At 71.4% G+C, this 13251-nt stretch carries 13 protein-coding genes and 2 pseudogenes; 13 read left to right on the top strand and 2 right to left on the bottom strand.

From position 1 onward, the window contains the following. Window positions 1-22: 22 nt before the first annotated feature. Window positions 23-964 (top strand): GH25 family lysozyme, encoded by a 942-nt coding sequence (locus ABZ342_RS11130; protein ID WP_360471392.1) that lies wholly within the window; start codon window positions 23-25, stop codon window positions 962-964. Window position 965: 1 nt separating this feature from the next. On the opposite strand, the gene ABZ342_RS11125 is transcribed toward ABZ342_RS11130, so the two are convergent. Then, window positions 966-2813 (bottom strand): cellulase family glycosylhydrolase, encoded by a 1848-nt coding sequence (locus ABZ342_RS11125; protein WP_360471389.1) that lies wholly within the window; start codon window positions 2811-2813, stop codon window positions 966-968. 238 nt (window positions 2814-3051) lie between these two features. Between ABZ342_RS11125 and ABZ342_RS11120 the strand changes: the two are divergent. The 10 genes and pseudogenes from ABZ342_RS11120 to ABZ342_RS11075 all read left to right on the top strand — a co-directional run. Next, window positions 3052-3498, top strand: a pseudogene (locus ABZ342_RS11120) (ABC transporter permease); the annotation flags it as partial. 135 nt (window positions 3499-3633) lie between these two features. Then, a pseudogene (locus ABZ342_RS11115) lies at window positions 3634-4404 on the top strand (ATP-binding cassette domain-containing protein); the annotation flags it as partial. Window positions 4405-4467: 63 nt separating this feature from the next. Then, window positions 4468-5355 carry an ABC transporter permease gene (locus tag ABZ342_RS11110; protein ID WP_360471478.1) on the top strand — a complete coding sequence of 296 codons (888 nt, stop codon included), beginning with the start codon at window positions 4468-4470 and terminating at the stop codon, window positions 5353-5355. 21 nt (window positions 5356-5376) lie between these two features. Further along, complete coding sequence (locus tag ABZ342_RS11105; RefSeq protein WP_360471386.1) at window positions 5377-6336, top strand: glycine betaine ABC transporter substrate-binding protein; 960 nt, start codon at window positions 5377-5379, stop codon at window positions 6334-6336. A gap of 97 nt (window positions 6337-6433) precedes the next feature. Further along, the gene (locus ABZ342_RS11100) at window positions 6434-6919 is read left to right on the top strand and encodes a YbaB/EbfC family nucleoid-associated protein (RefSeq protein WP_360471383.1); all 486 of its coding nucleotides are present in this window, start codon (window positions 6434-6436) and stop codon (window positions 6917-6919) included. A gap of 23 nt (window positions 6920-6942) precedes the next feature. Beyond that, window positions 6943-7281, top strand: a complete 339-nt coding sequence (locus ABZ342_RS11095) for a hypothetical protein (RefSeq protein ID WP_155547073.1) — start codon at window positions 6943-6945, stop codon at window positions 7279-7281. Further along, on the top strand, window positions 7278-8417 hold the full coding sequence (locus ABZ342_RS11090) for a hypothetical protein (protein ID WP_360471380.1): 1140 nt from the start codon (window positions 7278-7280) through the stop codon (window positions 8415-8417). The genes ABZ342_RS11095 and ABZ342_RS11090 overlap by 4 nt, the downstream gene beginning before the upstream one ends. 29 nt (window positions 8418-8446) lie before the next feature. Beyond that, window positions 8447-9052 carry a hypothetical protein gene (locus ABZ342_RS11085; RefSeq protein ID WP_360471378.1) on the top strand — a complete coding sequence of 202 codons (606 nt, stop codon included), beginning with the start codon at window positions 8447-8449 and terminating at the stop codon, window positions 9050-9052. A gap of 82 nt (window positions 9053-9134) precedes the next feature. Then, on the top strand, window positions 9135-9986 hold the full coding sequence (locus tag ABZ342_RS11080) for a phosphatase PAP2 family protein (protein ID WP_360471376.1): 852 nt from the start codon (window positions 9135-9137) through the stop codon (window positions 9984-9986). Then, the gene (locus tag ABZ342_RS11075) at window positions 9983-10993 is read left to right on the top strand and encodes a YdcF family protein (RefSeq protein ID WP_360471373.1); all 1011 of its coding nucleotides are present in this window, start codon (window positions 9983-9985) and stop codon (window positions 10991-10993) included. The genes ABZ342_RS11080 and ABZ342_RS11075 overlap by 4 nt, the downstream gene beginning before the upstream one ends. On the opposite strand, the gene ABZ342_RS11070 is transcribed toward ABZ342_RS11075, so the two are convergent. Beyond that, window positions 10990-12177, bottom strand: coding sequence for an FAD-dependent monooxygenase (locus ABZ342_RS11070; protein ID WP_360471370.1), 1188 nt, complete (start codon window positions 12175-12177; stop codon window positions 10990-10992). The genes ABZ342_RS11075 and ABZ342_RS11070 overlap by 4 nt on opposite strands. A gap of 110 nt (window positions 12178-12287) precedes the next feature. Here ABZ342_RS11070 and ABZ342_RS11065 point away from each other — a divergent pair, with 110 nt between their 5' ends. Continuing rightward, window positions 12288-12770, top strand: a complete 483-nt coding sequence (locus ABZ342_RS11065; protein WP_155547079.1) for a MarR family transcriptional regulator — start codon at window positions 12288-12290, stop codon at window positions 12768-12770. 178 nt (window positions 12771-12948) lie between these two features. Beyond that, window positions 12949-13194: an ATP F0F1 synthase subunit C gene (locus tag ABZ342_RS11060; protein ID WP_155547080.1), complete on the top strand. Its 246-nt coding sequence runs from the start codon at window positions 12949-12951 to the stop codon at window positions 13192-13194. Window positions 13195-13251 lie beyond the last annotated feature (57 nt).

Genomic DNA, 13251 nt, shown 5'->3' with positions numbered 1-13251 from the left:
GTGACCGAAGGGAGAACCGACCATGGCCAGGGGAACCGACGTCCATCCGTTCTACCAGCGCGGCCTTCGCTGGGACCAGGTGACCGACCTCGCGTTCGCGTGGGTCAAGGTCTCCGACGGGGGAGCGCCCTACAGCCGCAAGGAAGGGAGCGTGGTCTACCGGCCGGACACCCACGTGGCCGGCGCTAAGTCGCGCGGGATCCCCGTCGGCGGCTACCACTACGCCCAGCTCACCGCCGGTCCGGAGGAGCAGGCCGACCTGCTGCTCGCCGAGGTCCGGCGGCTCGGCGCGACCGGCGTCGCGCCGATGCTGGACCTCGAAGCCCCGTTCCGCCCCGACGCGGGGGCGCGGGACTTCGGGACCGCGTTCTGCGGGTGCGTCGCGGCGGCGGGGGTCCGGCCGGCCGTCTACATGAGCGCGTCGTTCGCCGCCGCGCTGCGCCCGGACCGGTGGGAGGTGCCGGGCCTGGTCATCGTGATCGCCCGGTACGGCGCGCGCCCGGAAGCCCCCGGCGCCGGCCGGTACCCGGGCCGCTACGACGTCCACCAGTACACCAGCGGCGGCAGCCTGCCCGGCTCGGCCGGCGCCGTCGACTTCGACGAGTCCTACACCGACAACCACCTCGACCCGGAGGGTGCCATGCCGTTCACCAGCGACGACTTCGTCCAGTTCATGTGGGGCAACGTCTTCGACAGCGCCGGAAACCGCAACTACGCCCAGTTCGTCAAGGACCTGGACGCCAAGATCACGGCGCTGGGCTCCTCGCTCGACGCCGTCACCAAGCTCATCACCGACAGCTCGGCCCACCCGGTCGACCCGCAGCAGCTCGCCGCGGCGCTCGAAGGGAAGCTGGTCGCCGAGCTCGTGCCGGCCGTCACCGACGCGGTCACCCGGGCGGCCGGCACCGAGACGGCCGACGAGGTCCGGCAGATGCTCGTGGAGCGCCTCAGGTCCCCGGCCTGACTCAGGAGCGGCAGAGCAGCGCGTCCGGCGTCCGGCTCGAGCCCACCCGGCCGGTGTACGCCACCCCGGCGATGTATTCGCCCGGCGCGCACTGTCCCTTGTAGTTGCCCGAAGCGAAGTCGCCGCCGGGGTCGCCCGCCGGGCGGTTGTCGCCGCGGTCGAACCAGACCGTGCGGCCGGCGCGGCCGAGCGGGGCGGGGGAGCGGCCGCACAGCACCGCGGAAACCGCCGCGCCCCGGAGGCTGTAACCGACCACGGCGTGGTCGGGCGGGCACTGCGCCTTCGTGTACCCCGACGCCCAGTCGGTGTCCACATAGGACTCGTCGCGGACGGTCGTGTAGGCCGTGGGCGTGGGCAGCGTGCCGGTGCAGAGGCCGCGGCCGCCGGTGTGCGCGAGGCCGGTGAGGCGCTGGCCGTCGGGACAGACGCCCTTGCGGCCGCCGGAATCCCAGTCGCCCAGCGCCCGGACCGTGCGCGACTCCGGGAAGTCGGCGTAGTCCAGATTGAGCATCGACCAGTGTTCGGCCGGCGCGATCTGCCCGGTCCGCGACGGCGCGGTCACCAGCCGCTGCCAGGCCGGGCCGCGCCAGTCGGTGCCGTCGAGGACGTCGATGCGGTGGCCGGCCGCGTCCCAGGCGAGCAGCGACCAGCCGTCACCCGAGCCGTTCGTCTGGAAACCCACCGCGGGCCAGTAGGCGAAGTCGGTGTCGGTCTCGGCGAGGTAGCTCACGAAGTTCTCGAACCAGGCCCGGGAAGCGGCGTCGGTGGTGCCGCGGCCCTCGCCGAACTCGCTGATCCACAGCGGCGCGGTGTAGTGCTTGCCCGTGTCCTGCTCGACGAAGAACGCCTGCCGGTACAGGGTGTCGCGCAGCTCCTGGGGTGAGAGGTCGCGGTAGCGCGGGTCGTGGGTCTCGCCGACGCCGGTCGCGCCGGAGTGGTTCGGGCCGGTGTAGCCGTAGAAGTGCGCCGAATACACGAGCTTCCCGGAGTCGACGAGCGTGTGCGACAGCGTGCGGGCGGGCTCCAGCGTGGGCCGCCCGTGGGCGAAGCCGTCGATCGGCAGGCCGGTCCAGTTGATGCCTTCGACGATGATCAGCAGGTCGCGGTTGGCCTCGGTGAGGATGCGGTCGCCCACCTGCTGGCTCGCCCGCTGCCAGTCCTTGTCGTTGCCCCAGCCCCAGTTCGGGTCGTCGAAGACGTTGCGGCGGACCTCGTTGTAGAGATCGGCGCCGACCACCCGCTTGTTCGCGGCGTAGCGGCGGGCCATGAACAGCCAGTCGTCCTGCCACTGCTGTTCGGACTGCGCGGTGTTCCAGCGCTCGTTGCCGTCGAGCCCGCAGCACCAGCGCGACGTCGTGGTGTGGTTGTTGAGGATCACGGCGAACCCGCGCGCGGTGAGCCGGTCGACGACGCGGTCGTACACCTGCAGCGGGGTCAGGCCGTGCAGGCCGGGGTTGGCGGGCAGGTCCGGCACCGGCCGCGTGTCGTGGATCATCGCGTTGGAGAACTGCAGCCGCACGCTGTTGAGGCCCAGCTGCGCGAGCCCGTCGATCACGGTGTCGATCGAGGCGCGGTCCAGCCCGAGCGGGGTCTGGTAGGCGATCTCGCCGGCGTGGTGGTTCGCGGGGTCGTTCACGTCGCCCGACCCGGTCCACGTCCCGCTCCCGCCGTGCCAGTTGGCGGACTTCAGCTTGAAGCGGTCGCCGTTCGCGTCGACGATGTAGCGCCCGCGGGTGCTCAGCGGGCCCGCGAAGGCGGGCGGGTCGGCGGCGGCCGACGCCGGTGGCGCGGGAGCGACGACGAATCCGGCGGCGGACAGCACGGTGAGCACGACACCCAGGAACCTCACGGGCGGAGGTTAACCAACCTACCCGCCGGTTGCATACGGCCAGGTGGATCAACCCGGCGGTGGACAGGACCACGCGAACGTGTTGGGCTGGGGGTGACTTTCCGCCCCGCGACGCCTCGAGGAGCCCGGTCTGAGCCTGTGGGAGTACCTCCGCGAAAACTGGATCGACGTCGTCAACGACGCGATCCTGCACGTGGACCTCACCCTCGCGGCGGTGGCGCTGGCCGTGCTGGTGGGGATGACCGTCGGCCTGCTCACCTACCGCCGCCGGTGGCTCGGCTCCCTGGCGACCACCACGACCGCGGCGTTCCTGACCATCCCCTCGATCGCCCTGCTGGGCATCCTGATCGGCCCGTTCGGGCTGGGGCTGACCAACGTCCTGTTCGCCCTGGTGCTCTACGCGCTGCTGCCGATCACGCGCAACACGATCGTCGGGCTGCGCGGCGTCGACCCGGCCGTGGTGGACGCGGCGCGCGGCATGGGCCTCGGCCGCGCGCGGGTGCTGTGGCGCGTGCGGCTGCCGCTGGCGTGGCCGGTGATCCTCTCCGGCATCCGCGTCTCGACGCAGATCACCATCGGGATCGCCGCGATCGGCGCGTACGTCAAGGGTCCCGGGCTGGGCAACGAGATCTTCGACGGGCTCGGCCGGTTCGGCGCGGTCAACTCGCTGAACCAGGTGCTGACCGGGACGCTCGGGATCGTCGTGCTGGCGCTGCTGTTCGACCTGGCCTTCGTGGTGCTCGGCAAGCTCACCACGCTGCGACGCCGGCGCGTCCCCGAAGCGGCGCCGGCGCAGGCAGTCGGCACCGCGGGCGAGACGATCGAGCTGCGGGAGGTCAGCAAGATCTACCCCGGGCGGGCGCGGCCCGCCGTCGACCGCCTCACGCTGCGGATCCCGGCGGGCGAGATCGTCGTGCTGACCGGGCCGTCGGGGTGCGGCAAGACGACGACCATGCGGATGATCAACCGGCTCGTCGAGCCCACCTCGGGCGCGGTCACGATCGGCGGCACCGACGTGACGGCGCTCGACGTCGACGAGCACCGGCGCCACACCGGGTACGTCATCCAGCAGGTCGGGCTGTTCCCGCACCTGCGCGTGGACGCCAACATCGGTGTCGTGCCGCGAGTGCTCGGCTGGACCCGGCGCCGCGTCGCCGGCCGCGTGCGGGAGCTGCTCGACGTCGTCGGCCTCACCCCCGAGCACGGTCTCCGGTACCCGCGTGAGCTTTCCGGCGGCCAGCAGCAGCGCGTCGGCGTGGCGCGGGCGATGGCCGCGGACCCGCCGGTGATGCTGATGGACGAGCCGTTCGGCTCCACCGACCCGATCACGCGCGCCCGGCTGCAGGACGAGTTCCTGCGCCTGCAACGGGAAGTGCGCAAGACGATCGTGTTCGTCACCCACGACTTCGACGAGGCGCTCAAGCTCGGCGACCGGATCGCCGTGCTGCGCCCGCGCTCGGAGATCGCGCAGTACGACACGCCCCAGGCGATCCTCGCCGCGCCGGCCGACGACTACGTCGCGTCGTTCGTCGGCTCGAGGCGGAACCTGAAGCGGCTGGCGCTGATCCCGGTGTCGCACCTGGAACTCCGGCCGGTGACCGGCGGACTGCCCGCGGTTCCGCGGGAAGCCACGCTGCGGGACGCGCTGGACACGATGGTGCGCACCGGCAGCACCGAGGTCGCGGTCACCGAGAACGGCACCGCGCTGGGGGTGTGCGACGTCGCCGGCCTGCTCGCGGCGCTGCGGCCCACCGACGAGACACCGCTCGCGGTCACCGCGACGCCCGCTCCGGCGCCGGACCGCGAGCCGCCGGCCCGGCCCCGCCGTCGGCTCGGCCTGCTGGTCCGCCCGGCGCTCATCGCCCTCGCCCTGCTGGCGCTGTTCCTCCTCGTGCGGGCGCAGCCGATCGACTCGATCGAGCAGCGGTACCTCAACGCCGGCGAGATCTTCACCGAACTGGGCGCGCACCTGCGGCTCACGCTGATCTCGACGGTGTGCACCCTCGCCATCGCCCTCCCGCTCGGCGTCCTGCTGACCCGCCCCGGCGCCCGGTGGCTCCGGCCGATCGGCCTGGGCCTGGGCAACCTCGGCCAGGCGATCCCGTCGATCGGGCTCGTCGTGCTGCTCGCGCTCTGGATCGGCACGGGCACCGCGACGGCGGTGACGGCGCTGGTCGTCTACGCGACCTTGCCGGTGCTGCGCAACACGATGGTCGGGCTCGACGGCGTCGACCCGACCCTCGTCGACGCCGCGCGCGGCATGGGCATGACGAAGACGGCGATCCTGTGGCGGATCGAGCTGCCGCTGGCCGTCCCGGTGATCCTCGCCGGGATCCGCACGGCGCTGGTCCTCACCGTCGCGAGCGCGACGCTGGCGACGTTCATCGACGGCGGCGGTCTCGGCGGCGGGCTCGTCGCCGGGATCGGCCTGTACCGCCCGATCCTGAGCCTGACGTTCGGCATCGTCGTCGCCGCGCTGGCGCTGTTCGCCGACTGGCTGGGCCTGGTCGCGGAGGAGGTCCTGCACCCGCGCGGCCTGTAACCGACTCAAGGAGGACGTCCCATGCGACGCACGACTGCCGCTGTTCTCGCGCTCGTCGCGGTGCTTGCCGCGGGCTGCACGATCGGCAAGGACCAGACCGGCGCCCAGGTGGGCGAGGGATCCATCAAGAAGATCGACGCGCTGAGCGGCGCGCAGATCCGCGTCAGCTCCAAGGAGTTCGACGAGCAGCTGCTGCTCGGCCAGATCGCGCTCGTCGCGTTGCAGGCGGCCGGGGCGAGCCCGCAGGACAAGACCAACATCACCGGGTCGAGCAACGTCCGCCAGGCGCTCACCAGCGGCGCGGTCGACCTGTACTGGGAGTACACCGGCACCGCGTGGATCAGCTACCTCAAGCAGACCAAGCCGATCGCCGACCCGCAGGCCCAGTACGACGCGGTCAAGCAGGCCGACGCGGCCAACGGCGTCACGTGGTGGGCCCGCTCGCCCGCCAACGACACGTACGCCATCGCGGGCAACCCCGCGACGGTGGCCAAGACCGGCGTCAAGACGGTGTCGGACTACGCGGCGCTGGTGAACAAGGACCCGGGAGCGGCGTCCACCTGCATGGGCCCGGAGTTCAAGAGCCGCGACGACGGCTTCCCGGGGCTGGCCAAGACCTACGGGTTCGCGTTGCCCGACGCGCAGGTGCACCTGCTCAACGACGCCGTCGTCTACCCGAGCATCGGCAAGGGCGACCCGTGCGGCTTCGGCTCGGTCGCCTCCACCGACGGGCGCGTGGCCGGGCAGAAGCTGGCGGTGCTGGACGACGACAAGCACTTCTTCCCGACCTACAACCCGGCCATCGCGATCGCGGCCGGCGTCGCGGGCAAGTACCCGCAGCTCGAGCAGCTCTTCACCCCGATCGCGGCGAAGCTCGACACGGCGACCCTCACGGACCTGAACAAGAAGGTGAGCGTGGACGGCCAGAAGCCGGCCACCGTCGCGCACGACTGGCTCAAGGCCGCGGGCTTCATCGGCTGAGCGGGCGGGGCGTTCTTCGCATTCCGCCGAAATGCCGCGGCGGACGCCGGTGATCTGTCATGATCCGGCGAAGCCCCGTACCGCGAAGGAAGTGACGATGTCGGCCGAAATGGACCAGCTGATCGCCCAGTTCGAGACCTTCCAGTCGAAGGTGCGCCAGGCCGAAGCCCGGTTCGCCGACGTCGGCGACATGCAGGAGCGGATCGCCCGGCTCGAGAGCACCGTGACCTCGCCGGACGGCACGGTGACGGTCGTCGCGGGGGCCGGCGGGACCGTCACCGACCTGCGGCTCACCGCCGGGGCGATGCACCTGGAAGCGGGCCAGCTCGCCCAGCGGATCATGGCCACCCTGCGCCAGGCCGCGGCCGGGGCCGCCCAGCAGCAGGCCGGCATCGTCGACGAGGCGTTCGGCGACCAGCTCGGCGTGGACGTCAGCGGGCAGGTCCGGCAGGCCCAGGCCGAGGCGTTCGGAACCGCGGCGCCGGAACCCGCGTCGGAGCAGCAGGCGCCGCGGCCGCGACGCCGTCCCGCTCCGGGGGACGACGACGACTTCGACCAGGGCCCGATCCTCCGCCGCTCCTGAAACCGACCGAGGGAACTTCCGCGATGTCAGACGGAATCCAGACCAACATCGACGCGATCTCCGGATACGCGCGCCAGCTGCCCTTCTACGAAGGCGAAGCGGACAAGTTCGGCGCCAAGATCGACGCCGCCGACGTGACCGACACCGCCTGGGGCGTCGTCGGGATCTGGGCCAAGCAGGGCTACACCGACCGCCTCGGCGAGCTGCGTTCGCTGCTGGGCGAGCTGAAGGACGGCGTCGACGGCCTCACCACCAAGATGACCAAGGCCGCCGACATGTACCGCGGGACCGAAGAGGCGGGCGTGATCGCGTTCGGCCGGTACGAGGCGGAGATCGACGCGATCGGGGGGCAGGGCAAGTGACCGAGCCGAAACGGAGCATCGCCGACGCGCTGGACGTCCAGCCGTACGACGAGAGCACGAGCGCCAACCTCGACCGCGCGGCGGAGGCCACGCCGGTGGTCGGCACGCTGTACAAGTCCGGCAAGTCGATCGCCGAGCACGCCCAGCAGGCCGCCTCGGCGGACGGCGTGGGGGAGCTGGCTTCGGCGGGCAAGGCGCTGGTCGGTGACGGCGCGGGGTTCGTCGCCAGTGCCGCCACCGACATGGTCACCTTCGCGATGGACCCGATCGGCTGGCTGGTCAGCCACGGGCTCAACATGCTGCTCGAGCTGGTCCAGCCGCTGCAGGACGCGCTGCACGCGGTCACCGGCGACGGCCCGGCCATCGGGCACGCGTCGGAGAACTTCAGCACCATCGCGCACGGCTTCGTCGCCCTCGCCGAGGACTTCGAGAAGACCGGCGACACGGCGCTGGCCGAGTGGGTCGACGAGGCGGGCAAGGCGGCCAAGGAGGCGCTCGGCGACTTCTCCTCGGGCATCCGCGGCGTTGGCTCGGCGGCCGGGTCGGTCGCCGAGGTGCTGCAGATGTGGTCGATGGTCATGCAGGTCATCGAAGAGGTGATCAAGGCGATCATCACCGAGCTGGTGTCCTGGCTGATCACCATCTGGCTACCCGCGCTGGCCGCGTCGGTGATCAGCTTCGGCAGCTCGGTCGCCGCCGCGATGACGGCGTCCATCGCCAAGGCCGCGAGCGTGCTGCAGAAGGTCACCCGCTACCTCGGCAAGTTCGGCAAGCTGCTCGACACGTTCATCGAGTTCCTCGCGAAGTACTCGACGAAGGTCGTGGAGATGACGCGGAAGTTCCGGCTCGGCCGGTACGCCGGGGAGTCGCGGTTCGGCCTGGACACGCTGGAGAACACCGCGCGCGTGCCGTTCACGCCCGGCAACCGCGCGCTGACCACGATGTTCGGCACCTCGGTCGGCGCGAGCCCGCTGGTCGCGGGAGCGAGCGTGAAGGCCGGCATCGCCGCGGGCAAGACGGCGTTCAGCGAAGGCAAGGAAGCCGTCACCCCGGAGGAGGACGAACCGTGGTTCGACAAGAGCGCGATCGGCGGGGACCAGAGCCCGGAGGAGACCCGGCGGAACTTGGACATCTAGCGCGCAAGGCCGTCGAGTTCGGCGACCGCATGGAGTCCGCCGCCGACGCCGCGCAGGTGCGCCCCGGGTTCCGGGAGCGCGTCGAGACGGTGCTGCGTGAGCACTGGCGGGAGCCGGTGATCGGGCTGCGCCTGGGCGACGCGGACCTCCGGTTCGCCGTCCCCGGCCGCCGTCCGGACGGCACGGTCGAAGGCGAAGGGCTGGTCCGGGAAGGCTTCTTGACCGTCGCACGCGGGATCGGCGCGGCGGTGGGGTTCGTCGCGTACCTGGCGAGCGCGGCGGGGAGCGGCGGCGGCAAGGGCGAGCGTGCGGTCCACGTGACCGGCCCGGCGGACGCCCAGGTCCTCGAGCCGCTCGACCTGCTGCGGCGCGCGAAGGGCCCGTGGCTGGTCTGCTCGCCGACGTCGGTCGCGCTGGTGGAGACCGGTTCGACGTACCTGGACCCGGCCGACGCGCCCGAGCCGCGGATCCTCTGGGAGGCCAGGGGAGCGGACGCCCCGGCGGTCAGCTTCCGCAAGCGCACGCTGACCTGGCCGGACGGCTCGCGGTTCGCGTTCCCGTTGCGGAGCCGGACCGAAGACCAGTACCTGCGACAGTTCCTCTCGCACCCGGACGAGGTCCGCTGGCCGGAGTGACCGCCGGAACCCTCGGTGTGCGTCCGGACACGCCAGGTGACTACTCTGTTCGGAGTAGTGCGTCACCTGGTGGAGGTCCCGGTTGGTTCCCGCCCGTCGCTGGCTGGTCATCGCGGCCGTCTGCGCTGTCGTCCTGGCCGCTGTGTACTTTCTCGCCGTCCGGACGGTTCCGGGTCAGGCGCTGGAGAACGCCGCGTTGCGCGGAGCCGACGAAGCCGCCGCGCGCGACCAGGCCGCCGCCGACGGCACCCTGAGCCGGATCACCGTGTACTCGCTGGCCGCCGCCGTCGTGGTGGTCGCGCTCGTCGGCCTGCTGCGCCGGCGGGCGGACCTCGCCTTCGCCGCGGTGGGCGTGATCGTGGCCGGGCAGCTCGTGACGCAGGTGCTCAAGCGGTACGTGCTGCCCCGGCCGTCGCTCGTGCCGCTGACCGGGCACTACGCCGAGAACAGCCTGCCCAGCGGGCACACCGCGATCGCGATGACCGTGCTGTTCGCCGCCCTGCTCGTCGTGCCCTACCGCTGGCGCGGCGTGACGCTGGTGCTCCTGCTCTCCTGGGCGGTCGGCATCGGCGCGTACACGGTGACGGCGAAGTGGCACCGGCTCTCCGACACCCTCGCCGCCGACGCGATCGCCCTCGGGCTCGCCTGCCTGGCGTCGTGGTGGCTCGCGCGTCGCGGGGCCGTGCACCGGAACGACGGGCCGCGCCGGATCCCGCGGGTGCTCGTCGTGACCCTCGCCGCGCTCGGCGGAGCGGTGTTCCTGGCCCTCGGCACCCTCTTGCTCGGCGCGGCGCTGATCGGCGGCGGCTACGACGAAACCGTGCGGGACAACGCCTGGGTCGTCTACCTGGCGGCGAGCTCGTTCGCCTCCTTCGGGTCCATCGCCGCGGCGCTGGTGTTCCTCGCGACCTGGCGCCGGCTGGAGATCGCGTGAACCCGGCGCTGCTCCCGCTCGCCGCGGCCGTCTTCTGTTTCGCGGTCTTCCTGATCAGCTTCCTGCTCGACCGCCGCAAGCTGCGCAACGGCTTCTACCTGTTCTTCGCGCTCGCGTTCTTCGGGCTCGCCCTGCTCGCGCTGCTGGCGTCGATCTCGCCGGAGGCCGCGGCGATCGTCGCGTTCGGGCTGTTCGCGCTGATCCCCCTCACGATCGTGGTGCTCGCGGTGTTCCTGATCGGCAACGGCGTGACGATGCTGCGCCGCGAAGGCCGGCGCCCGGCGAACCTGCTGTCCCTGGCCGCCGGGGCCGGCATCGTGGCGCTGATCGTCTTCGGCTTCGTGGTCGGGCAGCTCGGCTGGGCGCCCCTGGAAGCGGTCCGCGACAGCGTCGACGGGATCGTCGCGTACGCGTCGTTCCTGTTCGTCTGCTTCCTGCTGTACTCCCTGGTCTACGGCCGCGTCCGCAGCCGCCGCCCGCTCGACTTCGTCGTGGTGCTGGGTTCCGGCCTGCTCGGCGGCAAGAACGTGCCACCGCTGCTGGCCGGCCGGCTGGACCGCGGGGTGCGGGTCCTTTCCGCCGAGGACCGCAAGGGCCGCGCGCCGCTGCTGGTCACCTCGGGCGGCCAGGGGCAGGGGGAGGACCTGCCGGAGTCGCACGCGATGGCGGACTACCTCGTCGCCCACGGCGTCGCCCGCGAGCGGATCGTGCTCGAAGACCGGTCCCGGACCACGCGCGAGAACCTGGCCTTCAGCGCCGGGCTCATGCGCTCGCGAAAGCCGGGCTACCGCTGCGTGGTGGTGACGAACAACTTCCACGTCCTGCGCGCGGCCCTGATCGCCCGCGAGGTGAAGGTGAACGGCCAGGTGATCGGCGCCCCGACGGCGTGGTACTTCTGGCCGAGCGCGACGTTGCGCGAGTTCGCGGCCATCCTGGTGGACCACCGGATCGTCAACGGGATCGTGTGCGCGGCGATCATCCTCGCGAGCGTGCTGAAGGCCTTCTAGCCGGGTAAGTCCGGCAGTGTGAGCGCCGAGTGCTCGGGCCGGGGCGTGGGCGCCGGTGCCTTCGTGAGCTGCCGGAGCGCGGCGTTGCGCCGCTCGAGCGCTTCCGCCGTGGTCGGGAACAACGTGGCCTTGCCTTCCCCCACCAGGGCCTGGTTGCGTTCGACGAAGCCGCGCAACCGGCTCTCGTAGGCCGCGAACGCCGCCGCGTGGTCCGGGATGGTGGCCAGGGCGTGCCCGAGCACGTACGCGCCGACCAGGGCGAGGCTGGTGCCCTGGCCGGTCAGGAAGGACGGGGCGTGGGCGGCGTCGCCGACGAGCGCGACCCGGCCGTCCGTCCACCGCGGCAGGTGGATCTGGCTGACGACGTCGAAGAACAGGTCGTCGGCTTCGCGCATCGCCGTGACCATGCGCGGGATCTCCCAGCCCTCGCCCGCGAACGTCGCGGCCACGAGATCGCGTTGGGCCTCGGGGTCCCGGAACGCCTCGATCGGCGGGTCCGTCCTGGCGAAGACCAGGAAACCGTGGATGTCCTTGCTTTCGAGGACGGCGTAGAGCGCCGCGCCCTTGCCCGGGGTGCTCCACGCGAGCCCCTCGCGGTAGAGGCCGAAGTCGTTGGGCATGGTGAAGCCGGCGAAGCTGTAGCCCAGGTAGTGGTGGAACTGCTTTTCGTCGCCGAAGACCAGCCCGCGGGTGGCCGAGTGCAGGCCGTCGGCGCCGAACACCAGGTCGTAGGTGGCCTGGCGGCCGCTGCGGAAGGTGACGTCGACGCCGCCGGCGTGTTGCGCCAGGGTCTCGATGCTGTCCTCGAACCGGAAGTCGGCGTCGTCGCGCACCAGGTCGTACAGCGTGCTCGTCAGGTCGCCCCGGCGGACCTCGACGTCTTCGCCGTCGATGCCGCCGACGATCGCGTTGGGCTCCAGCGAAGCCACTTCGCTGCCGTCGGTGTCGAGAAAGGTCAGCCGGCGGGAATCGATGTGCAGGTCCCGCAGGCGGGGGAGGATTCCCATCCGCCGGGCGGCGTCCAGGGCCGTGCCGCGGACGTCGATCGGGTAGCCGCCGTCCCGGATCGTGGCGGACTTCTCGACGACGGTGACCGCGAACCCGGCCTTCCGCAGCCAGAAGGCCAGCGCGGGGCCGGCGATGCTCGCGCCCGAGATCAGGACGGACCGTGGTGTGGTGTTCATGGTGACCCCCGATAGCTAAGTTAGGTATCTATGTTGCGGGTGCGACAATGCCGGAGAAGATCAGCGGTATGACGTAACTATATACCTAAGTTAGCTATCTAAGAGGTGTGATGGCCGCCACAGACGCCGGTGACGAGCTGCGTTCCGTGCTGCCGCGGCTCGTGCAGCTGGGCAACCTGATGAACCGCAGCGGCCTGGGGGAGCGGGCGATGAAGCAGATCGGCGCCGACCTCGACCGGCCCGGGCTGTCGATCCTGCTGGCTCTGCACATGACCGGTAAGGCGATGCGCGTCGGCGAGATCGCGGACCGGATGCAGGTCGCCGGGCCGCACGTCACGCGGCACCTGCACGTGCTCGAACGGCGCAAGCTGGTGAGCGGCCTGGCCGACCCCGACGACCGGCGCGCCCGCCTGGTCGAGCTGACCCCGGACGGCGCCGACCTGGCCGGCCGGTACGTCACGACCCTGCTCGGCTGGTTCGGCGACGCGCTGTCCGGGTGGGCCCCGGCGGACCGCCGGACTTTCTTCGACCTGCTACTGCGGTTCACCGACGACCTGGCGGCTTTCCTTTCCGCGGAGACTGAAGAGGACTGATCCCGCCCGGCTTCTTCGCTGTGGGCGAAACGCGGTAACGCATTCCGTGCAAGGACGTTTCCTGCCGTTTTCTGATATCCTTGCCGTGTTCGAACCATTGGTTCCGGTGAAATCCCTCTTTTCGACGCAGCTGCGCAGTTCTCTTGTCCGGTGCGCCAAGAAGTAAAGGGGAACGTCCATGAACGACGCTGTTCTGGCCCAGACCGCCAACATCAATCCCGGCCTCGCCGCGATCGGCTACGGGCTCGGCGCGATCGGCCCGGGAATCGGTGTCGGCCTCATTTTCGCGGCCGTCATCAATGGTACCGCCCGTCAGCCGGAAGCGCGAGGAAAATTGCAGACGATCGGCTATTCGACCTTCGTGCTGAGCGAAGTCCTCGCGTTGATCGGCATCGTCGTGTACTTCATCGCCTCCACGAAGTGAGCCCGCCCGCCGCATGCGCCCGGTCGTCGCCGGGCGCGTGCGGCGAGCTCGGGTACG

Origin of the sequence: Amycolatopsis sp. NPDC005961 (assembly GCF_040629235.1) — a bacterium.
Classification (GTDB): Bacteria; Actinomycetota; Actinomycetes; order Mycobacteriales; family Pseudonocardiaceae; genus Amycolatopsis; species Amycolatopsis camponoti.
Note: the sequence above shows the minus strand (reverse complement) of the source record. Positions and strands in the feature narration are given on the sequence as shown.